The following is a 20,613-nucleotide window of genomic DNA, read 5'->3' on the forward strand; positions in this document are numbered from 1 at the left end:
TAACGAGTTCTTACTATCCCCAGCGTTCCCCTCGGCTGGGCAGGAATCCGGACCCCCAGACATGTTTGAAGACGTCTACCTCTGGATCAAGGCGCTGCATGTGATCGCCGTCATTTCCTGGATGGCGGGCATGCTCTATTTGCCACGGCTGTTCGTTTATCATTGCGAGGCTGAAGTCGGCTCGCAGCAGTCGGAAACGTTCAAGATCATGGAACGGCGGCTGTTCAAGGCGATCATCAACCCCGCTATGATCGTGACCTGGCTCGCCGGGCTCTACCTCGCCTGGGCTGGACACTGGTTCACTTTCGGCTGGCTGCACGTAAAACTGGCACTGGTCCTGGCGATGTCCGCGGTCCACGGCTTTTTTTCGCGCTGGCTGAAGGATTTCGCGGCGGACCGGCGCCCCCGGAGCCAGAAATTCTATCGGATTATCAACGAGGTACCAACTGCCTTGATGATTCTGATCGTCATCATGGTGATCGTGAAGCCGTTCTAGGCAGCGGTCGCGAACAATCGCTCAGTGCTTCTGCTTGCGGAGTGTGAGGCGATTTTCTATATTAGCGATATCCCACCCAACGCAGGCGGATGTGGTCGTGTCTGAGCTTTCCAGAGGCCGGACACCCCATCAGGTTTGAAGCCTCACCGGCGCTCTCCTTGCCAGACCTGCGGACCTTAACTTTTTGCGTCCGCATTCAGAGCCTCCTCGCACCCCCCTCCCAGGTTACCCCACAGGACCACCCCAATGCGGGAAATCAAACTCCAGGACCTCAAGTCGAAGACGCCGGCCGAGCTCGTCTCGTTCGCGGAAGAGAATGGGGTCGAGAATGCCAGCACAATGCGCAAGCAGGAGCTGCTGTTCGCCATCCTCAAGCAGCTTGCTCTCGCCGAGACCGACATCGTCGGCGAAGGCGTCGTCGAGGTTCTCTCCGACGGCTTCGGCTTCCTCCGCTCGCCCGATGCGAATTATCTGCCGGGCCCGGATGACATCTACGTTTCGCCCTCGCAGATCCGCCGTTTTGGCCTGCGCACCGGCGACACTATCGAAGGCCACATCCGCAGCCCGAAGGAGGGCGAGCGCTATTTCGCGCTGCTGAAGGTCAACACGCTCAATTTCGAGGACCCGGAAAAGGCCAAGCACAAGGTCAATTTCGACAACCTCACGCCGCTATTTCCGAATCAGCGCTTCCGCATGGAAATCGACGACCCCACGCGGAAAGACCTGTCTGCAAGGGTGATCGACATCGTTGCGCCGATCGGCAAGGGTCAGCGCGCGCTGATCGTCGCGCCGCCGCGCACGGGCAAGACCGTGCTGATGCAGAACATCGCGCACTCGATCGCGCATAATCATCCCGAGTGCTATCTGATCGTGCTCCTGATCGACGAACGTCCGGAAGAAGTCACGGACATGCAGCGCTCGGTGAAGGGCGAGGTCGTCTCCTCGACCTTCGACGAGCCGGCGGTGCGCCATGTCCAGGTCGCCGAGATGGTGATCGAGAAGGCCAAGCGTCTGGTCGAGCATGGCCGCGACGTCGTGATCCTGCTGGACTCCATCACGCGCCTCGGCCGCGCCTACAACACCGTGGTGCCGTCATCGGGCAAGGTGCTGACCGGCGGTGTCGATGCCAACGCGCTGCAGCGGCCGAAGCGGTTCTTCGGCGCCGCCCGCAACATCGAAGAGGGCGGCTCGCTGACGATCATCGCGACTGCGCTGGTTGATACCGGCAGCCGTATGGACGAAGTCATCTTCGAAGAGTTCAAAGGCACCGGCAACTCCGAGCTGATCCTCGATCGCAAGGTGTCGGACAAGCGGACCTTCCCGGCGATCGACATTTCGCGCTCCGGCACCCGTAAGGAAGAGCTGATCACCGATCCGGTGGTTCTGAAGAAGATGTACGTACTCCGCCGCATCCTGAATCCGATGGGGACGATGGACGGCATCGACTTCCTGCTCGACAAGCTGCGCTCGACCAAGAGCAATTCCGAGTTCTTCGATTCGATGAACACCTGATTGCACTGCAACATGATCCAAAGGGCGCCTTCGGGCGCCCTTTTTCTTTGTGCGCCTTTGTTGCAGCGAGCTGCAGCATGGCGGGCGTTTGTCGTCTGGAGTAGGCGTCGTCTAAGATATTGATATAATTTATGAATAGCGGGATCGAGGGATGCCGCTCATTCCGTTGGAAGTGGGTCTTGCAGGAGACGCTCGCGAATTTATTGCATCGCACCATTCGTTTTGCTGCGAGATCCAAGCAGCATAATCGCTCGATTTGTCAGCCGAAACGGATGTTTGCCTTTTCTCTTTCAGCCGGACAAATAGGCTATGTATCCGCGAGACCACACCATCTTTGCACTGTCGTCTGGCCGTCCGCCAAGTGCGCTTGCGGCGGTGCGTGTCTCCGGGCCAGGCGCCAGCCTGGTGCTGACGACGCTGGCGGGCAAGCTGCCGGCGCCGAGGCAGGCCAGCCGCCGGCTCCTTCATGACGGCGTGGGCCAGCCGATCGACGATTCGGTGGTGTTGTGGTTTCCGGGGCCCGGCAGCGCGACCGGCGAGGACGTCGCCGAATTTCACGTCCATGGCGGCCGCGCGGTGCTGGCCGCACTGTTTGCCGCAATTTCCGTAATTCCGAATATGCGAGCTGCCGAACCGGGCGAATTCACCCGGCGCGCCTTCGAGAACGGCAAGCTCGACCTGACCGAGGCGGAGGGCCTCGACGATCTCATTCATGCCGACACCGACCGCCAGCGCCGCCAGGCGTTGCGGCAGTTGCAGGGTCTCCTCGGCAATCGCGCGCGCGACTGGCGCGAGCGCATCATCGACGCCTCGGCCTTGATCGAGGCCGGCATCGATTTCTCCGACGAGGGCGATGTGCCCGCCGAGTTGAGAGCGCCTGCGGTCAAGGCGATCAGTGCGCTGCATGACGAAATCGCAGAAGTCCTTGCGGCACAGGGACAAGCTGAACGCTTGCGCGACGGCCTGGTGGTTGCGATCGCGGGCGAGCCGAATGTCGGCAAGTCGACGCTGATCAACCAGCTCGCGCGCCGCGACGTCGCGATCGTCTCGCCGCATGCCGGCACGACACGCGATGTGATCGAGGTGCAGCTCGATCTTGATGGCTATCCCGTCACGGTGATCGACACGGCCGGCATTCGCGAGACCGACGATCCGGTGGAGCAGGAGGGTGTTCGCCGGGCGCGAGCCCGAGCCGAAGACGCCGACCTCGTGTTGTGGCTGGTGGAGGCGGGGCGCGCGGTCGATCCGGCCGCAATGCCGTTGCTGGGGAAGTCCGGCAACGCAGGCAGCCGCTCCGGCGGTTCGGTCTGGATCGTGCGCAACAAGATCGATCTCGGCGGGGTCGAGGACGTCGGCCTGTACGGTGAGTTCGGAATCGCCGCCAGCCGGGGGGACGGCATTCCCGCGCTGGTCGATGCTATGGTGAAATTCGCCGCCGACTTCTTCGGAACGACTGAGGGCGCGTTGGTGACCCGGACCCGGCAGCGGGATTTGCTGCGCCGGGCGTCGGACAGCTTGCGGCGGAGTCTGGAGCTTGTAGAAGACGGCGAGGAGCTTGCCGCCGAAGAGCTGCGCGCTGCGGCCTATGCCTTGGGCCGGCTGCTGGGTCGGGTGGATGTCGAGGACGTCCTGGGGGCGATTTTTCAGAAGTTCTGCGTTGGGAAGTAGCCCTAGTTCTTCATTGTACAACTAGCCTTTGTTCCACTTCTTCGTTCCACGTGAAACACTGCGGTCGCGTTCCGAGACGTTTCACGTGAAACGTGACTCCATTACCCATATTTGCTGGCAAACGTGGCAGCTAAGGGAGCGGGTGAGCGGAGAGATCCCGGATCACTCCGCTCGAGATGATGGGAGTATGCCGCTGCCATCGAGCTTCGAGACCGGGCCGCATCTGGACGTTACGGCCCTTCAGTAGACACTTTATGCGTCGGGAGCTTCGTTTTCTCCCACTGAAAATGATAATCTTTCCAAGGGCGGTTCTACTGTGCATGGGGTTGTTTTCGCGAAAAACATCTGGGCTCCGCTTGCACCGTTTCACGTGAAACAACCGCCTTTCCAGTTTCCGCTTCCGGCTTCCCCGCCTCTGAGCTAGAAGTCCGTCCATGCGCACAGAGCGAGAGAGCTTCGACGTCATTGTGATTGGCGGCGGCCATGCCGGCTGTGAGGCCGCTTCTGCCTCTGCCCGGATGGGCGCGGCGACCGCTCTGGTGACGCACCGCTTCTCCACGGTCGGCGCGATGTCCTGCAATCCCGCCATTGGCGGTCTCGGCAAGGGCCATCTGGTTCGCGAGGTCGACGCGCTCGATGGTCTGATGGGCCGGGTCGGCGACGCCGGCGGTATTCAGTTTCGCGTTCTCAATCGCCGTAAGGGCCCAGCGGTCCGTGGTCCGCGCGCGCAGGCCGACCGGAAGCTCTATGCGGCCGCGATGCAGGCGGCGATCCGGGAGACCGAGGGTCTTTCCGTGGTCGAAGGCGAAGCGGACGAGCTGATCGTGGTCGAGGGACGGGTGATCGGCCTGCGCCTGGCAGATGGCCGCGAGCTTCGGGCAGGGGCTGTCGTCGTCACCACCGGCACCTTCCTTCGCGGTCTGATCCATCTTGGAGAGAAGAATTGGCCCGCCGGCAGGGTCGGCGAGGCGCCAGCGATGGGCCTTTCGACCTCCTTCGAGCGCGCGGGGTTCACCCTTGGACGGCTCAAGACAGGGACCCCGCCGCGTCTGGATGGGACGACGATTGACTGGTCGGCGGTCGAGATGCAGCCGGGGGACGAGCCTCCGGAGCCGTTTTCCGTGATGACCGAGCGGATCACGACGCCACAGATCCAGTGCGGGATCACCCGGACCAATTCCGCGACCCACGAGGTGATCCGGGCCAATGTTCATCGCTCTCCGATGTACTCCGGCCAGATCAAGAGCTCCGGACCGCGCTATTGCCCCTCGATCGAGGACAAGATCGTTCGCTTCGGCGATCGCGACGGTCACCAGATCTTCCTGGAGCCGGAAGGGCTCGACGACAGCACTGTCTATCCCAACGGCATCTCGACCTCGCTGCCGGAGGACGTTCAGCTCGCCATTCTCGCAACCATTCCCGGCCTGGAGTGGGTGAAGATGGTCCGGCCGGGCTATGCCATCGAATACGACCACATCGATCCGCGTGAGCTCGATCCGACCCTCCAGACCAAGCGCCTGCGCGGTCTGTTCCTGGCCGGCCAGATCAATGGCACCACGGGGTACGAGGAAGCTGCCGGCCAGGGCATCGTGGCCGGGCTGAACGCGGCATTGGCTGCGAGCGGCGCCGCGCTGACAGTGTTCGACCGAGCTGATGGCTATCTTGGCGTCATGGTCGACGACCTCGTCACCCGCGGCATCAGCGAACCCTATCGGATGTTCACCTCCAGGGCCGAGTACCGCCTGACACTGCGTGCCGACAATGCCGATCAGCGTTTGACCGAGAAGGGCGTCGCTCTGGGCTGCGTTGGCAGCGCCCGGACGGTGCATCATCGCGCCAAGATGGACGCCCTGAATGCGGCACGAGCGCTCTCGAAGTCGCTGACGATCACTCCGAACGAAGCGATCAAGCATGGTCTGTCCCTGAACCGGGACGGCCAGCGTCGCTCGGCCTTCGAGCTGATGGCCTATCCTGAGATCGGCTGGAGCCAGGTCCGTGCGATCTGGCCCGAGCTGTCCGGCATTGATCCCGTCATTGCCACCCATCTCGAGATCGACGCGAAGTACGATGTCTATCTGGAGCGCCAGAGCGCGGACGTCGAAGCCTTCAGGCGGGACGAGGGGATGGTGTTGTCGGACGTCGATTACCAGCAGGTCCCCGGTCTCTCCAATGAAGTCAGGGCCAAGTTGGAGAACGCGCGGCCGTTCACCGTCGGCCAGGCCGGCCGAATCGACGGCATGACGCCTGCCGCGCTCGGCATTCTTGCGGCCTATCTCCGCCGCGAAGCGCGGAAGACTTCCAAAGCAATCGCATAGGTTTCACGTGAAACAGCGCGGGACCGGCGGCGGCAGATCGTCATCAGGAAAACCCTCGGCGGGTGAGGGTGCCGGTGTTCGCTCCGAACTGACGCCTGCCCGGCCAAAGATCGACAAGGCCAGCGCCAACGATCGATCGTGGGACGTCGTCATTGCAGCCGACAAGGTTGCGGCGCTCAACCTCGCGCCTGTTTCACATGAAACGGAAGCCCGGCTCGATCGCTACATTGCACTGCTACGGGAGTGGCAGGCCAAGACCAACCTCGTCGCGCCCTCGACATTGCCGTACCTCTGGACCCGGCACATCGCCGACTCGCTTCAGCTCGTCGCTCTCGCCCCATCGGCCAAACGTTGGGCCGACCTCGGCAGCGGTGGCGGCTTTCCCGGGATCGTCCTGGCCTGCGCCATGGCCGGGACGGCCGGGGCGAGCGTCCATCTGGTCGAGCGAATCGCCAAGAAGGCAGCCTTCCTGCGCGAAGCCGTGCGCGTCACGACATCTCCGGGAGTCGTACATCTCGCTGAGATCGGGGATAATGTGGATAGAATCACCGGCCCGGTCGATTGCGTCACCGCGCGTGCGCTGGCTCCGCTACATCAACTCATCGGCTTTGCGGAGCCGCTGATGCGCCGGGGCGCAAAAGCGTTGTTTCTCAAGGGTCAAGATGTAGAGTCTGAATTGACCGAAGCCACTAAATATTGGAATATTCAGCCGCAGCTCCACCACAGCCGTACAGGCGACGGTTGGATCGTCGAGCTGGCTTCCGTCGAACGGCGCGGGTGAGGCGTCAGGGGCCGAGTGGGGAATTTGCGATGAGCGTGATTGACGAACCGCAGCAAGAACAGACCGCCGCCGTCCCGCAGGGCCATCCGCGCATCCTGGCGCTGGCGAATCAGAAGGGCGGCGTGGGAAAAACAACCACGGCGATCAATCTCGGGACAGCGCTCGCGGCGATCGGCGAACGCGTCCTGATCGTCGATCTCGATCCGCAGGGCAATGCCTCGACCGGACTCGGCATCGATCGCCGCAACCGCTCTTGCTCGACCTATGACGTTCTCGTCGGCGAGGCGAGCCTGCGAGAAGCGGTGGTCTCGACTGCAGTGCCGCGGCTGCATATCGCGCCCTCGACCATGGATCTCTCCGGCCTTGAGCTCGAGCTCGGCACCACGCCGGGTCGTGCGTACAAGCTGCGCGATGCGATCAGCGCGCTCAACAACAACGTCTCGCCCGACGCCGATTACACTTACGTGCTGATCGACTGTCCGCCCTCGCTCAACTTGATCACCGTGAACGCGATGGCGGCTTCCGACGCAATCCTGGTGCCGCTCCAGTGCGAGTTCTTCGCGCTCGAAGGTCTGTCGCAATTGCTGCAGACGGTGGAGCAGGTGCGCTCGACGCTCAATCCGAGCCTGTCGATCCACGGCATCGTGCTGACCATGTTCGACTCGCGCAACAATCTCTCGAACCAGGTCGTTGCCGACGTCCGGCAGTTCATGGGCGAGAAGGTCTACAAGACCATGATCCCGCGCAACGTGCGCATCTCGGAGGCGCCGTCCTACGGCAAGCCGGTGCTCGTCTACGATCTCAAATGCGTCGGCAGCGAAGCTTATCTGCGGCTCGCCACCGAAGTGATCCAGCGCGAGCGCGAGCTGCGGACGACGCATTGAAGCGGCGTTGATGCTACGAGTTACGAGTTTCGACAATTCAGTTCTGGAGTGCAGCGTGAATCCAAGGGAGCTGGCGATGGCCGACGAAGCGCGTTCGCGACTGGGCCGGGGTCTTGCGAGTCTGATCGGTGACGTCGGCGGCGAGGCTCAGCATGTCGATCGGCCGCGCGCGCAACGCAAGGTGCCGATCGAGTTCATCAAGCCCAATCCGCGCAACCCGCGCCGCACCTTTTCGGAGAGCGAGCTCAGGGAGCTCAGCGATTCGATCAGGCAGCATGGCGTGATCCAGCCGATCGTGGTGCGCCCGGTGAAGGGTGCGCAGGACCGCTTCGAGATCATCGCCGGCGAACGGCGCTGGCGCGCCTCGCAAATGGCCGGCCTGCACGAAGTGCCGATCGTCCCCGTCGACATCAGCGACAGCGATGCGCTGGAGTTCGCGATCGTCGAGAACGTGCAACGCGAAGACCTCAACCCGATGGAAGAGGCGCTTGGGTATCACGCGCTCGCCAACGAGTTCAAACGCAGCCAGGACGACATCGCCAAAGTCGTCGGCAAGAGCCGCAGCCACATCGCCAACATGATGCGGCTGACGAAGCTTCCCGCCGAGGTGCAAACCCTGATCACGACCGGCGAGCTGACCGCGGGTCATGCCCGCGCGCTGATCGGCGTGCCTGATCCGCTCGCTGCCGCCAAGCGCATCGTCGAGGAGGGCCTCAACGTCCGCCAGGCCGAGGCGTTGGCGCATGAAGAGGGCGTGCCGGAGCGCAAGCCGCAGAAGGCGCGCACGGGGGCGAAGGAAAAGGACCCTGACACGGTCGACCTCGAAAAGCGCGTCAGCGACGCGCTCGGGCTCAAGGTCACGGTGAGCCACCGCGACCCCGGCGGCTCGGTCCAGATCAACTACCGCAACCTCGATCAGCTCGACGAGGTGATGCGGCGGCTGGCGAAGGGCGCGCTGTAGCCGCTTGGTGTCGTCCTGGCGAAAGCCAGGACCTCATGCCGATCCACACGTCATTGCGAGCGCAGCGAAGCCATCCAGAATCTTTCCGCGGAGAGATTCTGGATTGCTTCGTCGCAAGGGCTCCTCGCAATGACGAGGGGACAGTGCGGGAAGCTCAGCTCCGCCGCTTCGCGTTTGCGGCGATCGCCATCAGCGTGCGCTGGGCGATGGCGGCGGCGAGGGTGGATTGCTTGCGGGTATCGAGCGCGGCGGTCGCGAGCTGCTCGATGATGACGGCGAGCCGCGCCACGCTGAAATTGCGCAATGCGGTTTCGACCGCGGGCTTCCGCGAAAAATGCAGGCGCGGATAGCCGCTGTCGAGCACCGCGGATGCGGGCGTGCCGTCGGCGATTGCGAGCGCCGATTTGTGCAGCCACGCCGCCTGACGCTGCGCCGCGGAGATGATCACGCCGGGGTAGGTGCCGGCGATCATGGCTTTGGCAAACTCGTTCTCGACGATCTCGGGCCGGCCGGCGAAGGCGCCATCGACGATCGGATCGAGTTTCAGTTCCGACGCATCGGCGACGACAGCCATCACGTCATCCAGCGTGATCTCGCCCTTGCCATGGGCATAGAGCGTGAGCTTGCGCAGCTCGTTGCGGGAGGCCTGGCGATCGCCGCCGAGGAACGACATCAGCGCCGCGCGGGCATCTTGCGCGATGCGCAAATTGGCGATGCGGAGCTCGTCTTCCATGAGCTTGGCGAGATCGCGCTCGGTATCGGGATAGCAGGCGATCGCGACGGCCGTCTTGGCGCGTTCGCAGGCCTTGCGCAGTGGCGATTCCGGACGCAGCTCGCCGGCCTCGATCACGATGCGGCAATCCCTGACGCCCATTTCCGCCAGCGTGTCGATAGCACTGGCAAAGCTGCGCGAGCCGGCGCGCACGCGGATGGCGCGGCGGCCGCCGAACAGCGGCACCGTCATGGCCTCGTCGACGAGGCGCGACGGCTCGGCGGAGAGCTCGTCGCCATCGACCTTGACCAGCGAGAAGGGATCATTGGGATCGTCGACGGACGAGGCGATCAGCGCATCCGCGCGTTCGCGGACCAGGCCGGCGTCGGGACCATAGAGCAGGATGATCGGACGGCCCGCATCGGGGCGGGCGAGAAAGGCGTCGATCTCTTTTCCGCGCAGCGCGACCATGTTGCCTGGGACTCGTCATTCCGGGCGAACCGGGGTGACGGGATGAATTAAGTGCCCGCGGTGAAGAACGAGGCGAGTCGAGTCGTGATGTTCTCGGCGATCTCGTTGGCAGCACGATCCTCGGCATCACGTACCGCGCGGTTGCGGCTGAAACGCTGATAGGAGCCGGGCATGTCGTAGGACACGCGGGAGAACGTGGTGCCTGTCATCACCGACTTGCCGCTGACGACCTCGATCAGATTGTACTGGGCGTCGAGGCCGTAGTTTTCGCTGCTGGGCAGGCCGGTGTTGGGATCGACGATCAGCGACGTCTTGCTGCTTGCGAAGCGGATCTCGAGGCGGTGGGTTGGCGGCATGCCAGTGGCGCTGCCATAGAGCTTGAAGGCCAGCGCGTTGCGGACCTCGACGCCGACCCGGGCCTCGCGTGAGGCATTGGCTTTGGCGATCGGGGGTAGATCGACCCCCATCAGCTTCTCGCGCAGACCGGGGGTGCCGTCGGTGTGCTCGGCATACATCGGGTGGAAGCAGCCGGCCGTCATGGCCGCCAGTGCGGCGACCGCCAGCAAGCGGGCTGCGATGCGGATCCTAGCCGACAACATTCACGATCCTCTTGGGGACGATAATCACCTTGCGGACGGGTTTGCCATCCAAGGCCAGTTTTACCGCATCGAGGGCCAAAACGGCAGCCTCGATTTCCGGATTCTCGGCCGCTGTTGCAACTGTGACCTCGCCCCGCTTCTTACCGTTGACCTGGACCACCAGGGTCACACTGTCTTCAACCAGCAAATCGCGTTCGATTTGGGGCCAATTGGCCTCGGAAACCAGCCCGCTATGGCCCAGAACCTGCCAACACTCCTCGGCCAAATGCGGCATCATCGGGGAGAACAGCTGGACCAGGATCTGGCTGGCCTCCCGGATCGCCCAGGCCAAATCTGGAGCCGGCTGGCCGGGACGTTGCAAGATCTCCGCAAACGCATTGGTGAATTCGCGGATATGGGCGAGGCAGACGTTGAAGTGCAGTCGCTCGATTCCGGTGGTGACCTTGTCCAGCGCGCCATGGGCAGCCTTGCGCAAGGCGGTGGCGTCCGGGCCGAAGCTGGCCGGCCGGGCCGTCGGCGCGCCCTTGCCGGGTTCCACAGAATCGTTCACCAGCCGCCACAGCCGCTGCACGAAGCGCGAGGCGCCCTGGACGCGCTCGTCGCTCCAGATCACGTCGCGCTCGGGCGGGGAGTCCGACAGCATGAACCAGCGGGCGACGTCGGCGCCATAGGTCTCGATGATGTCGTCGGGATCGACCGTGTTCTTCTTCGACTTCGACATCTTCTCGATCGGGCCGATCTGGATGTCTTCGCCTGACGTTAGCAGCGTGGCGCGGCGGCCGTTGGCGCCGGTCTCGACCTTCACCTCGACCGGCTGGACGTAGGTGCCGTCGGCCTTCTGGTAGGTCTCGTGCACTACCATGCCCTGCGTGAACATGCCCGCGAACGGCTCGTCCAGGGCGATGTGCCCGGTCGCCTTCATCGCGCGGGTGAAGAAGCGGCTGTAGAGCAGATGCAGGATCGCGTGCTCGACGCCGCCGATATACTGGTCGACCGGCAGCATCCGGTTGGCGACCTCTGGCGTCGTCGGCGCGTTCTCGTTCCAGGGATCGGTGAAACGCGCAAAGTACCAGGACGAATCGACGAAGGTGTCCATGGTGTCAGTTTCGCGGCTAGCCTTGCCGCCGCATTGCGGACAGGTGACGTGCTTCCAGGTCGGATGATGATCGAGCGCGTTGCCCGGCTTGTCGAAGGTCGCATCGTCCGGCAGTTCGACGGGCAGATCGGCATCCGGCACCGGCACGACGTCGCATTTCGGGCAATGGATGACGGGGATCGGACAGCCCCAATAGCGCTGGCGCGAAATGCCCCAGTCGCGCAGACGGAAGTTCACTTGGCGCTCGCCCACCGGCGCGTTGCCGCGCAGCTCGGTCTCAAGACGCTTCGCCACCTCGTCCTTGGCCTGATCGATGGTCATGCCGTCGAGGAAACGCGAATTGATCATGCGGCCGTCACCGTCATAGGCGGTATCGGTGATGACGAACGATTTCGGATCCTGGCCCTCGGGGCACACCACCGGCGTGTTGCCGAGAGCGTACTTGTTGACGAAATCGAGGTCGCGCTGGTCGTGTGCGGGACAGCCGAAGATGGCGCCGGTGCCGTATTCCATCAGCACGAAGTTGGCGACATAGACCGGCAGCTTCCAGCTCGGATCGAACGGATGGACCGCGCGTATGCCGGTGTCAAAGCCCTGCTTCTCGGCGGTGTCGATGATCTCCTGCGCCGTGCCCATCCGCTTGATCTCGCCGATGAACTCGGCAAGCTCAGGATTTTTGGCCGCGGCTGCCTGCGCCAGCGGATGATCGGCCGAGATCGCCATGAACTTCGCGCCGAACAGCGTGTCGGGGCGTGTCGTAAAAATCTTCAGCTCGCTCTCGCCGGCCGGCGTCGTCGCCGCGTCGAGCGCGAAGCGGATCAGCAGGCCCTCGGACCGGCCGATCCAGTTGCGCTGCATCAGCCGCACCTTGTCGGGCCAGCGGTCCAGCGTATCCAGTGCAGACAGCAGCTCCTGCGAGTACTTCGTGATCTTGAAGACCCACTGGTTCATTTCCCGTTGCTCGACAACGGCACCCGAACGCCAGCCCTTCCCGTCGATCACCTGCTCGTTGGCGAGCACGGTCATGTCGACGGGGTCCCAGTTCACCTTGCGCTTCTCGCGCTCGGCGAGGCCTTCGCGCAGGAAGTCCAGAAACATCTTCTGCTGGTGTTTGTAATAGGAGGGATCGCAGGTCGCGATCTCACGGCTCCAGTCCAGCGACAGCCCGATCGAACGGAGCTGCTTCTTCATCGCGGCAATGTTGGCGTACGTCCAGGCCTTCGGTGCGACCTTGCGCTCGATCGCGGCGTTCTCGGCCGGCAGGCCGAAAGCGTCCCAGCCCATCGGGTGCAGCACGTTGAAACCCTTGGCGCGCATGAAGCGGGCCAGTACGTCGCCCAGCGTGTAATTGCGGACATGGCCGATATGGATGCGCCCCGACGGGTAGGGGAACATCTCCAGCACATAGTATTTCGGCCGCGGATCGTCGTTTTTGGAGACGAAGATCGCCTGTTGGTCCCAGGCGGCTTGCCAGCGCGGTTCGGCGTCGCGGGCGTTGTAGCGTTCGGAGGTCATGGAATCGTTGGGTTTTCGTGGATCTGGCCGTCTAAAGACGGCGGACTAGGCCATAGAAGTCCTCGGGGGGTCAATGGGTTGCCGCTGGCGGCGCGGCGCCGCAAGGCTGCTCCGCAAAAATACGGAGAGTCCTGTTCGGCTCGCCGGGCCTGGTCACCGAGAGCGAGGTCGATCGCGTCCGGGCTGCGGGTTAGCCCTCAGCCCGCCATCATCATTTCCGCCGCGCCGTTGTCGATCACCGTGATGCCATGCTCGACGACGTTGTTGCGACCGCGGTGCTTGGCGGCGTAGAGCGCGGCGTCGGCGGCTTCGATCAAATCGCCCGGACGCAAGCTCTCGTTGGGCTTGGTCGCGGCAACGCCGATCGAGACGGTGACGATCATGTGGTCGGAGGTGATGTGCGGCAGGCCCAGCTTCAGCACGGCCGCACGCGCCTGTTCGCCAATTTCGACGGCGCGCGCCACGTCGGTGTTCGGCAGCAACAGGCAGAATTCCTCGCCGCCGTAGCGGGCCGCGAAGCCCATCGTGTCGGCGGCGATGCCGGACAGCGATTCGCCGAGCCTGGTCAGGCAAGAATCGCCTTCGAGATGGCCGTAGGTGTCGTTGAACAGCTTGAAATGGTCGACGTCGATCATCAACAGCGCTAGGTCGCTGCCATATTGCTGCGCGCGCATCCATTCGAAATCGAGGCGGCTCTGGAAGCCGCGGCGGTTGGCAAGCCCCGACAACATGTCGATCGAGGCCATCACCGTGAGTCGGTCATTGCTCGCCATCAGCTCGCGTTCGCGCTGGCTGAGCTGTGCGGCCATCGCGTTGAACGCGCGGGCGAGCGGCACGAACTCGGCCGGCAGGCGATTGCGCGCGGCACGCGCCGACAGATCACCCTCGCCCAGACGCTTGGCCATGTCGGCGAGCATCCTGATCGGCTTGATCACCAGTTTCTCGGCTGCGATCAGCGCGCCGAGCAGCACGAATACCACGACGAAAGCGAGCTGGAGATAGGCGGTGCGGATGTCGCGGCTCACGGCCGCGGACACCTTGTCCTCGTCGATGCTGGCGATCAGGCGGGCATTGGTACCGGCGATGCGGATATAGCTGACCGCGCGGCGGGAGCCGTCGGCAGCGAGGAAAGAGAGTGAACCTTCGTCCTGGTCAGACCTCAGCGCCTTGTCGGCGATCGCGGACATCAGCGGCATGTTGTCGAGCGGACGGCCGATCGCACTATGCTGGTCGGCCGGTGCCGCCAGCACGGTGCCGGTGCTGTCGACCAGCACGGCCGTGATGCCGGCGCGACCCCCCAGATTGCTCATGACCTTCGACATCCAGTCGAGGTTGACGGTGGCGAGCACGACGGCATCCGCTACGCCGCTGAAGGCGGACACCGGGTAAACCGCCATGACGGTCGGTGTCAGCACCGGGCGCGACAGGATGAAGTCGCTCAGCACGAAGCGGCCGGTTTCCTGCGCCTGCTGGAAATACGGCCGGTCACTGAGGTCCAGGCCGACATACATGTTGTTGGTGGCGCACTGGATGCGCCCGTCCTGGCCGGCGATCAGAAGCGTGCGGATCCAGGGAAGATTCGACGGCAGGCTCGCGCGCAGCACGTCACAGCTCTTGCTGATGCCGCCGGCGGAGGCGCGGATGAAAGCTTCCGATTTCAGGATGGTCTCGACCGACGAGATCACCTCGCGCTGCGCATCGGCGCTGTGTCTTGCAACGGTGGTGAATTCGGCTGTGGCCTGTGCGATCTGCCGTGTGCGCGTGTCTTCCAGCGATCGGATGCGTTCGAACATCAAAGGCGTCACCAGAATCACCGCGAGCAACGCAAGCCGCGCCCGGATTCCGAGAACCTGCTTGAGTTTCGCTCGTTTGCGGTTGAAACTGACGTTTGACATCTTCGCTGCCCACCCCGCGGCTAAGGTAAAGCGAGGGGTTCAAAAACTCTTTCTTGAACTCGGTAAAATTAGAACTAGCTCCGCAACAACCAGCTCCGATGCGACATCATGACTGAAGCCAACGCCGCGCCGCTAACCGGCCATTCACCAAACGCGCTCGCCGCGGTCGAAGCCGAAATCGCGCGCGCCTGCAAGGATGCGCGGCGCGAGCGTGCCTCCGTGACGCTGATCGCGGTGTCGAAAACTTTCGCCGCGGATGCAATTACCCCGGTCATCGACGCCGGGCAGCGCGTATTCGGGGAGAATCGCGTGCAGGAGGCCAAAGGCAAGTGGCCCGCGTTAACTTCTGTTTACCCCGATATCGCGCTGCATCTGATCGGCCCGCTGCAATCCAACAAGGCGAAAGAGGCAGTCGCGCTGTTCGATGCCATCCATTCGGTCGATCGCCCGAGCATTTGCCAGGCGTTAGCCAAGGAAATCGAATCCCAGAACAAGCACCCGGAATTGTTCGTGCAGATCAATATCGGTGAGGAGCCGCAGAAGGCGGGCATCGCGCCCGGCGAGGCCGATGCTTTCATCGCGAGCTGCCGCGACACCTACGGGCTGACGATCTCGGGGTTGATGTGCATCCCGCCGGTAGACGAGCCGCCGGCGGCGCATTTCGCGCTGACCGCCAAGATCGCCGCGCGCAATGGATTGAAGAAGCTCTCGATGGGGATGAGCGCGGATTATGCGACCGCGATCATGCTCGGCGCCACCCATGTGCGCGTGGGCAGTGCGATCTTCGGGCGCCGGTGAGAGCCGTTAGCGACGGCAGAGCGCCATACGAACTCTCGATTTCGTCATTGCGAGCACAGCGAAGCAATCCAGAGTCCCTCCGCGGAAAGATTCTGGATTGCTTCGCTGCGCTCGCAATGACGGTGGTGTATGTGGGGCCTATTCAAACCCCACCGCCACCTTCCCCAGCGCGCCAAAGTCCGCGACAAACCGATCACCCGCCTGGATCGGAAGCGGCGGATGGCACGTGCCCGTGGTCACTACCTCCCCTGCCCGCAAGGTGATGCCGAGGCCACGCAGCTCGTTGGCCAGCCAGGCCAGGGCAATGCGGGGATCGCCGAGCACGTTCTTGCCGTGGCCGAGATAGCGCTGGCCGCGCAGCGTGATCTGCGGCCGCTCTTCGACGAGGTCCATGGCACGCCAGTTCGCATTCGTCGCTGCGCCCAGCACGAACAGATGCGCACAGGCGTTGTCGGCGATGAGCTGCGCCTCGCCGGCGCTGGCGAAATCGGCAAAGCGCGAATCGGGAATCTCGATCGCGGGATGCAAGCTGTCCACGGCGGCGAGCACCTCGTCGACAGTATATGGCGCCGCGCGCGGCGGCAGATCGCGCCGCATGCCGAAAGCGAACTCGGGTTCGCCGACGCGCATCGCGTTGCCCTTCATCGAGGCGGTGCCGCCATCGGCGATCACGGTGTCGCTCATGATCCGACCGGCCAACGGTCCCGCGACATCGATGTGCTTCTGTCCGGACTCGCTCGTTGCCGCGATCTTCCAGCCGAACAAAGTCCCGCTGAGCGCAGCCTGCACGGCGTAAGCCTCGGTGCGGTTCTGAGGCCGCAACTCTGGCTCCAGCGCGTCAAGCTTGGTGCCGTCGCGCCAATGTTTGACCAGGACCTGCGAAGCGGCGGCGATCTGATCCTTGTCGAGCATGTGTCCTCATCCGATGATGATTTTTGTTTTTGGTCCAAGCCGCCGCAGCAATTGTCGCATCGCCGCTTCGGTCATCGAGACGCAGCCTGCGGTGGGGCCGAAATTGTCGCGGGCCAGATGCAAGAACACCGCGCTGCCCCGGCCGGCGATCCGCGGCCTCGTATTGTGGTCGATTTCGATGATGAAGTCATAGAGATGGTCGGCCCGCTTGAGCCGGTCGCCGCCCTGCCCCTCGCCGAGGCGGATTCCCTGATTGTAATGACGGTCCTTGGGATCCTCGCACCAGGCGTCCTCGCCGGTGATGATCCGGGCCGGCAGGAAGGTCTGCGGGCGGCTGTGCCGGTCGCCCCGCCACCACAATCGCCTCGGACGGAAGCTGCCCCGCGGGGTGCCGCCATCGCCCTCGCGCTTGTTCGCCAGAATGCCGCCGCGTCCGAGCGCCACCGGAATCGTCAGCGCTCCGGCGGTCAGCCAGCCCCGGCGCGGCTTCCCGGCGGCAGGCTTAACGCGGATCACCGAGAGCGGCCCGGCGCTCCGGTTCATGGTGTAACTAGCTGAAGCAGCTTTATTTTTCATGTGAACGTGCGATGTCGAATTCATTACAGGACATTCATCAAAACGGCCTGCTATTCTAGGTTAGAGTGGTTCTGGCTTGTGAATCGGTAACAGCCCACTACTTCAAGACGAACAACAATAATAACGGCGACCCCTAAACTTCCCTCTCGGCTGGGTGCAGCATGGATGCGCGCCGCGCCGGACCCCAAAAGGATGACCCCCTATGGCCAATGCCCGCAAGATCCTGATCGTGGATGACGATACCGATCTGCGCGATACGTTGGTGGAGCAATTGTCGCTGCACGAAGAATTTGAAGCCTCCGCGGTCGATACCGGCGCCAAGGGCGCGAGCGCCGCGAAGGCCAATGCCCCCGATCTCGTCCTGATGGATGTTGGCCTGCCCGACACCGATGGCCGCGAAGTGGTCCGTTCCTTACGCAAGGGCGGGTTCAAGGCTCCGATCATCATGCTCACCGGGCATGACACCGACTCCGACACGATTTTGGGGCTGGAATCCGGCGCCAACGACTATGTCGCAAAACCCTTCCGCTTCGCCGTACTGCTGGCGCGCATCCGCGCCCAGCTCCGGCAGCACGAAGCCAGCGAGGACGCAGTGTTCTCGGTCGGCCCCTACTCTTTCCGGCCCGGCTCCAAGATGCTGACCGCCGCCAATGCGCGCAAGGTCCGGCTGACGGAGAAGGAAACCGCCATCCTCCGCTTCCTCTACCGGGCCGGCCAGATGCCGGTCTCGCGCGAGACCCTGCTCCAGGAGGTCTGGGGCTACAATTCCGGCGTCACCACCCACACGCTGGAAACCCACATTTACCGGCTTCGCCAGAAGATCGAGAAGGACGCCGCGAACCCGGAAATCCTGGTCACGGAAGCCGGTGGCTACAAGCTGGTGCCGTGATACGCTTCAGGGGCGTGCGAATCGTTTTAGATTGCGTGCCCTTGAGCCCCGGACCTGAATGTCAATCGACGATGATGTAGCGCTTCTGGAGCGTGTCCCGACACTGCGCCTGTTGGGAGACGCTTCGTTGCGCATGCTGGCGATCGGCTCCGAGCAGCGTGACTTCGTCCGCGGCGACGTCTTGTTCAATCTCGGCGACGATGCCGATGCCGGCTTCGTGGTCCAGCGCGGCGCCTTCCGGGTCGACGACGGCGCCGGTGCGGAGATGATCGCAAGTCCCGGTGCGTTGATCGGCGAGCTCGCGCTGATCGTGCCGATGAAGCGGCCGTCGAGCGCGATCGCGATCGAGCACGCCTCCGTCATCCGCGTCGCGCGCAGCCTGTTTCAGCGTGTGCTCGAAAGCGACCCCGCCGCCGCCGTCCGCCTGCGCGACGAATTCGCGGTGCGCTCCAGCCAGATCGCCAGCGATATATTGATGGCGGGTGCGAAGCTGACGTCGTGATGTCGTCCTGGCGAAGGCCAGGACCCGTCATCCCAAATGTTTCTGGCTTGGTGCGATTGCCGATGTCCTCGCGCAACAACGAAGATTGGTGGTAATGGGCCTGGCTTTCGCCAGAGCGACATTAAACCTCGAGCGTCACCGTCACCGGCACATGATCCGACGGACGCTCCCAGCTCCGCGCATCGCGCAAAATCTTGAAATCACTCACCGCATCTTTCATCGCGCGCGAGACCCAGATGTGGTCGAGCCTGCGGCCGCGGTCGCCGACAGTCCAATCGGCGGAGCGGTAGCTCCACCACGTGTAGACCTTTTCCGACATCGGAATGCGCTCGCGCGCGACGTCGACCCACTCACCGGCGGCGAGCGCGGCTTGCAGCTTCTCGGTTTCGATGGGCGTGTGCGACACCACTTTCAGAAGCTGCTTGTGCGACCAGACGTCGTTCTCATGCGGGGCGACGTTGAGATCGCCGACCAGGATGTGGCGATCCTCGCCGCGCGGATGCAGCGGCTCGCACGCCTTCATCTCGTCGAGGAAGCGGAGCTTGTGGTCGAATTTCTCGTTCAACGCGGGATCGGGAATGTCGCCGCCGGCCGGCACGTAGAAATTATGCACCACCAGCGGCTTCGCGATCCCAGCCTTCTCACCGAACGATACCGAGATGTGGCGTGAATCCACCTTGTCGCAGAAGGTGCGGATGTCCTTCGATTCGAACGGAATCTTCGAGACGATGGCGACGCCGTGATAACCCTTCTGGCCGTTCAGCGCGACATGCTCGTAACCGAGCCGCTTGAAGCGCTTCAGGGGAAAGGCGTCGTCGATGCACTTGGTCTCCTGGAGACACAGCACGTCCGGCCGCGCGCTCTTGAGAAATTTTGCGACCAGATCGATGCGCAGCCGCACCGAATTGATGTTCCAGGTTGTCAGGGAAAAATGCATGAGGGATGCGTCTTAGCATGGATTGGGCGTACGCAAATGCGTGTCCACAGGTCTCGTAGGATGGGCAAAGCGACTTGTCCGCCGTAGCTCGAAGAGCGAAGGCGGAAGCGTGCGTGCCCACCATAGCTGGCGTGAGGATGAGAGATGGTGGGGGCACGGCGCAAGTGCGCCTTTGCCCACCCTACGGCACCTATCCCGGCGACGGGCCGTAATTGGTAAAATCGATCTTGAACATGCCGGGATCGAGCTTCTTGCTCGTGTCCAGATTGTAGACCGCGATCGTGGTGTCGTAGCCTTGCGGGTCGGTGACGGTCCACTGCTTCAACTGGCCGTCCTTGGCGCCGAACATCAGCAGGAGGCGGCTGGTGCCGACCAGCGCCTGCTTCTCCTCGATGGTGACGCTGACGAAGACGTCGTCGGCCGAGACGTTGACGACGTTGGTGTCCTTCATCAGGTCGATGCGGTCGGACAGCAGGAAACGCAGCGGTGTCTGCGACAGCGGATAGACGTCCTGCGTCGCGAGCTTGCGGTCGCGCACCACCAGCGACGAGCCGTCGGCGACGATGTCGATCGGGCTCGGCGCGTCATACTCGAAGCGCACCTTGCCCGGCTTCTGGATGTAGAAGTCGCCTTGCGTTTTGCTGCCGTCGGGGCCGACCTGGACGAAATTCCCGACCAGCGTCGACAATGACGACAAATAGGCGCTGACCTTGGCGGCCTGGGCTTTCTGGTTGGCATCGAAGGTCTGGAAGATGCTGCTCGGCACGTTGCGGCGCGGATCCGGGATCACCGGATTCGGCGGCGTCTGGGTCGCGCCGGTGACCGCGGGCCCTCCAACGGCCGGACCGCCGTCGCGGCCCTTCGGTGCAGGCTTCGGCACGGGAACGGTCTGCGCGAACGACGCCGTGATCACCATCGCGGCGGTGACGAGAATTACGCCGGCCATGCGCGCGCTCCGCGCGGCGACAATGGCAGCGAATCGAATGTCCGGATGTCTGATCAACGCGTCGTCCTGTGTGGCTGGGCGCCCTTTTAGCGTGATTTCGGCCAAAAGCAGATAACGTTTTTGCGTGAATGATGGTTTGAGGCGGCTC

18 protein-coding genes are annotated in these 20,613 nt (G+C 63.4%); 10 read left to right on the forward strand and 8 right to left on the reverse strand.

The window, feature by feature from the left end; all coding sequences use genetic code 11:
* Positions 1–61 precede the first annotated feature (61 nt).
* The 7 genes from hemJ to ACFQX9_RS04520 all read left to right on the forward strand — a co-directional run bounded on the left by hemJ (position 62) and on the right by ACFQX9_RS04520 (position 8,617).
* The gene (gene hemJ, locus ACFQX9_RS04490; protein ID WP_018459641.1) at positions 62–496 is read left to right on the forward strand and encodes a protoporphyrinogen oxidase HemJ; all 435 of its coding nucleotides are present in this window, start codon (positions 62–64) and stop codon (positions 494–496) included.
* A 246-nt stretch (positions 497–742) separates the two neighbouring features.
* A complete protein-coding gene (rho, locus tag ACFQX9_RS04495) occupies positions 743–2,008 on the forward strand; it encodes a transcription termination factor Rho (protein ID WP_007598612.1) in 1,266 nt (421 codons plus the stop codon).
* A gap of 309 nt (positions 2,009–2,317) precedes the next feature.
* Positions 2,318–3,676, forward strand: a complete 1,359-nt coding sequence (gene mnmE / locus ACFQX9_RS04500) for a tRNA uridine-5-carboxymethylaminomethyl(34) synthesis GTPase MnmE (RefSeq protein ID WP_377786784.1) — start codon at positions 2,318–2,320, stop codon at positions 3,674–3,676.
* 434 nt (positions 3,677–4,110) lie between these two features.
* Complete coding sequence (gene mnmG / locus ACFQX9_RS04505) at positions 4,111–5,991, forward strand: tRNA uridine-5-carboxymethylaminomethyl(34) synthesis enzyme MnmG (RefSeq protein ID WP_377786786.1); 1,881 nt, start codon at positions 4,111–4,113, stop codon at positions 5,989–5,991.
* Positions 5,992–5,998: 7 nt separating this feature from the next.
* A complete protein-coding gene (gene rsmG, locus ACFQX9_RS04510) occupies positions 5,999–6,772 on the forward strand; it encodes a 16S rRNA (guanine(527)-N(7))-methyltransferase RsmG (RefSeq protein WP_377786788.1) in 774 nt (257 codons plus the stop codon).
* Between the two features lie 29 nt (positions 6,773–6,801).
* Positions 6,802–7,656 carry a ParA family protein gene (locus ACFQX9_RS04515; RefSeq protein WP_377786790.1) on the forward strand — a complete coding sequence of 285 codons (855 nt, stop codon included), beginning with the start codon at positions 6,802–6,804 and terminating at the stop codon, positions 7,654–7,656.
* 76 nt (positions 7,657–7,732) lie between these two features.
* The gene (locus ACFQX9_RS04520) at positions 7,733–8,617 is read left to right on the forward strand and encodes a ParB/RepB/Spo0J family partition protein (RefSeq protein WP_018459646.1); all 885 of its coding nucleotides are present in this window, start codon (positions 7,733–7,735) and stop codon (positions 8,615–8,617) included.
* 154 nt (positions 8,618–8,771) lie between these two features.
* Here the strand turns inward: ACFQX9_RS04520 and holA are convergent, their stop codons facing one another.
* From holA to ACFQX9_RS04540, 4 genes are all read right to left on the reverse strand, one after another.
* The gene (gene holA, locus ACFQX9_RS04525) at positions 8,772–9,800 is read right to left on the reverse strand and encodes a DNA polymerase III subunit delta (RefSeq protein WP_018459647.1); all 1,029 of its coding nucleotides are present in this window, start codon (positions 9,798–9,800) and stop codon (positions 8,772–8,774) included.
* Positions 9,801–9,847: 47 nt separating this feature from the next.
* Positions 9,848–10,399 (reverse strand): LPS assembly lipoprotein LptE, encoded by a 552-nt coding sequence (gene lptE, locus ACFQX9_RS04530; protein WP_018459648.1) that lies wholly within the window; start codon positions 10,397–10,399, stop codon positions 9,848–9,850.
* On the reverse strand, positions 10,386–13,010 hold the full coding sequence (gene leuS / locus ACFQX9_RS04535; protein WP_085349234.1) for a leucine--tRNA ligase: 2,625 nt from the start codon (positions 13,008–13,010) through the stop codon (positions 10,386–10,388). Before leuS ends, lptE begins: the two co-directional genes overlap by 14 nt.
* 197 nt (positions 13,011–13,207) lie before the next feature.
* A complete protein-coding gene (locus ACFQX9_RS04540; protein ID WP_085349233.1) occupies positions 13,208–14,905 on the reverse strand; it encodes a diguanylate cyclase domain-containing protein in 1,698 nt (565 codons plus the stop codon).
* 108 nt (positions 14,906–15,013) lie between these two features.
* On the opposite strand from ACFQX9_RS04540, the gene ACFQX9_RS04545 reads away from it, so the two are divergent.
* Positions 15,014–15,703: a YggS family pyridoxal phosphate-dependent enzyme gene (locus ACFQX9_RS04545; RefSeq protein WP_085349232.1), complete on the forward strand. Its 690-nt coding sequence runs from the start codon at positions 15,014–15,016 to the stop codon at positions 15,701–15,703.
* 138 nt (positions 15,704–15,841) lie between these two features.
* Here ACFQX9_RS04545 and ACFQX9_RS04550 read toward each other — a convergent pair whose 3' ends face one another.
* Together ACFQX9_RS04550 and ACFQX9_RS04555 are read right to left on the reverse strand one after the other, a co-directional pair.
* Entirely contained in the window at positions 15,842–16,615 is a 774-nt protein-coding gene (locus tag ACFQX9_RS04550; protein ID WP_368508973.1) for a 2-keto-4-pentenoate hydratase, read from the reverse strand.
* A gap of 6 nt (positions 16,616–16,621) precedes the next feature.
* The gene (locus ACFQX9_RS04555) at positions 16,622–17,158 is read right to left on the reverse strand and encodes a L,D-transpeptidase (RefSeq protein ID WP_240543268.1); all 537 of its coding nucleotides are present in this window, start codon (positions 17,156–17,158) and stop codon (positions 16,622–16,624) included.
* Between the two features lie 235 nt (positions 17,159–17,393).
* Here ACFQX9_RS04555 and ACFQX9_RS04560 point away from each other — a divergent pair, with 235 nt between their 5' ends.
* A complete protein-coding gene (locus tag ACFQX9_RS04560) occupies positions 17,394–18,080 on the forward strand; it encodes a response regulator transcription factor (protein ID WP_007598630.1) in 687 nt (228 codons plus the stop codon).
* 58 nt (positions 18,081–18,138) lie between these two features.
* Entirely contained in the window at positions 18,139–18,582 is a 444-nt protein-coding gene (locus tag ACFQX9_RS04565; protein WP_007598631.1) for a cyclic nucleotide-binding domain-containing protein, read from the forward strand.
* A 121-nt stretch (positions 18,583–18,703) separates the two neighbouring features.
* Here ACFQX9_RS04565 and xth read toward each other — a convergent pair whose 3' ends face one another.
* Positions 18,704–19,519: an exodeoxyribonuclease III gene (gene xth / locus ACFQX9_RS04570; RefSeq protein ID WP_085349229.1), complete on the reverse strand. Its 816-nt coding sequence runs from the start codon at positions 19,517–19,519 to the stop codon at positions 18,704–18,706.
* Between the two features lie 190 nt (positions 19,520–19,709).
* Positions 19,710–20,465 (reverse strand): outer membrane lipoprotein carrier protein LolA, encoded by a 756-nt coding sequence (locus tag ACFQX9_RS04575; protein WP_018459655.1) that lies wholly within the window; start codon positions 20,463–20,465, stop codon positions 19,710–19,712.
* Positions 20,466–20,613 lie beyond the last annotated feature (148 nt).

Origin of the sequence: Bradyrhizobium sp. GCM10028915, assembly GCF_042666195.1 — a bacterium.
GTDB lineage: Bacteria > Pseudomonadota > Alphaproteobacteria > Rhizobiales > Xanthobacteraceae > Bradyrhizobium > Bradyrhizobium canariense_D.

Bases quoted from the DNA above. Each gene is read 5' to 3' on its own strand.
- hemJ (WP_018459641.1), top strand. From the start codon at position 62: ATGTTTGAAGACGTCTACCTCTGGATCAAGGCGCTGCATGTGATCGCC.
- rho (WP_007598612.1), top strand. From the start codon at position 743: ATGCGGGAAATCAAACTCCAGGACCTCAAGTCGAAGACGCCGGCCGAG.
- mnmE (WP_377786784.1), top strand. From the start codon at position 2,318: ATGTATCCGCGAGACCACACCATCTTTGCACTGTCGTCTGGCCGTCCG.
- mnmG (WP_377786786.1), top strand. From the start codon at position 4,111: ATGCGCACAGAGCGAGAGAGCTTCGACGTCATTGTGATTGGCGGCGGC.
- ACFQX9_RS04515 (WP_377786790.1), top strand. From the start codon at position 6,802: ATGAGCGTGATTGACGAACCGCAGCAAGAACAGACCGCCGCCGTCCCG.
- ACFQX9_RS04520 (WP_018459646.1), top strand. From the start codon at position 7,733: ATGGCCGACGAAGCGCGTTCGCGACTGGGCCGGGGTCTTGCGAGTCTG.
- holA (WP_018459647.1), bottom strand. From the start codon at position 9,800: ATGGTCGCGCTGCGCGGAAAAGAGATCGACGCCTTTCTCGCCCGCCCC.
- lptE (WP_018459648.1), bottom strand. From the start codon at position 10,399: ATGTTGTCGGCTAGGATCCGCATCGCAGCCCGCTTGCTGGCGGTCGCC.
- leuS (WP_085349234.1), bottom strand. From the start codon at position 13,010: ATGACCTCCGAACGCTACAACGCCCGCGACGCCGAACCGCGCTGGCAA.
- ACFQX9_RS04540 (WP_085349233.1), bottom strand. From the start codon at position 14,905: ATGTCAAACGTCAGTTTCAACCGCAAACGAGCGAAACTCAAGCAGGTT.
- ACFQX9_RS04545 (WP_085349232.1), top strand. From the start codon at position 15,014: ATGACTGAAGCCAACGCCGCGCCGCTAACCGGCCATTCACCAAACGCG.
- ACFQX9_RS04550 (WP_368508973.1), bottom strand. From the start codon at position 16,615: ATGCTCGACAAGGATCAGATCGCCGCCGCTTCGCAGGTCCTGGTCAAA.
- ACFQX9_RS04555 (WP_240543268.1), bottom strand. From the start codon at position 17,158: ATGAACCGGAGCGCCGGGCCGCTCTCGGTGATCCGCGTTAAGCCTGCC.
- ACFQX9_RS04560 (WP_007598630.1), top strand. From the start codon at position 17,394: ATGGCCAATGCCCGCAAGATCCTGATCGTGGATGACGATACCGATCTG.
- ACFQX9_RS04565 (WP_007598631.1), top strand. From the start codon at position 18,139: ATGTCAATCGACGATGATGTAGCGCTTCTGGAGCGTGTCCCGACACTG.
- xth (WP_085349229.1), bottom strand. From the start codon at position 19,519: ATGCATTTTTCCCTGACAACCTGGAACATCAATTCGGTGCGGCTGCGC.
- ACFQX9_RS04575 (WP_018459655.1), bottom strand. From the start codon at position 20,465: ATGGCCGGCGTAATTCTCGTCACCGCCGCGATGGTGATCACGGCGTCG.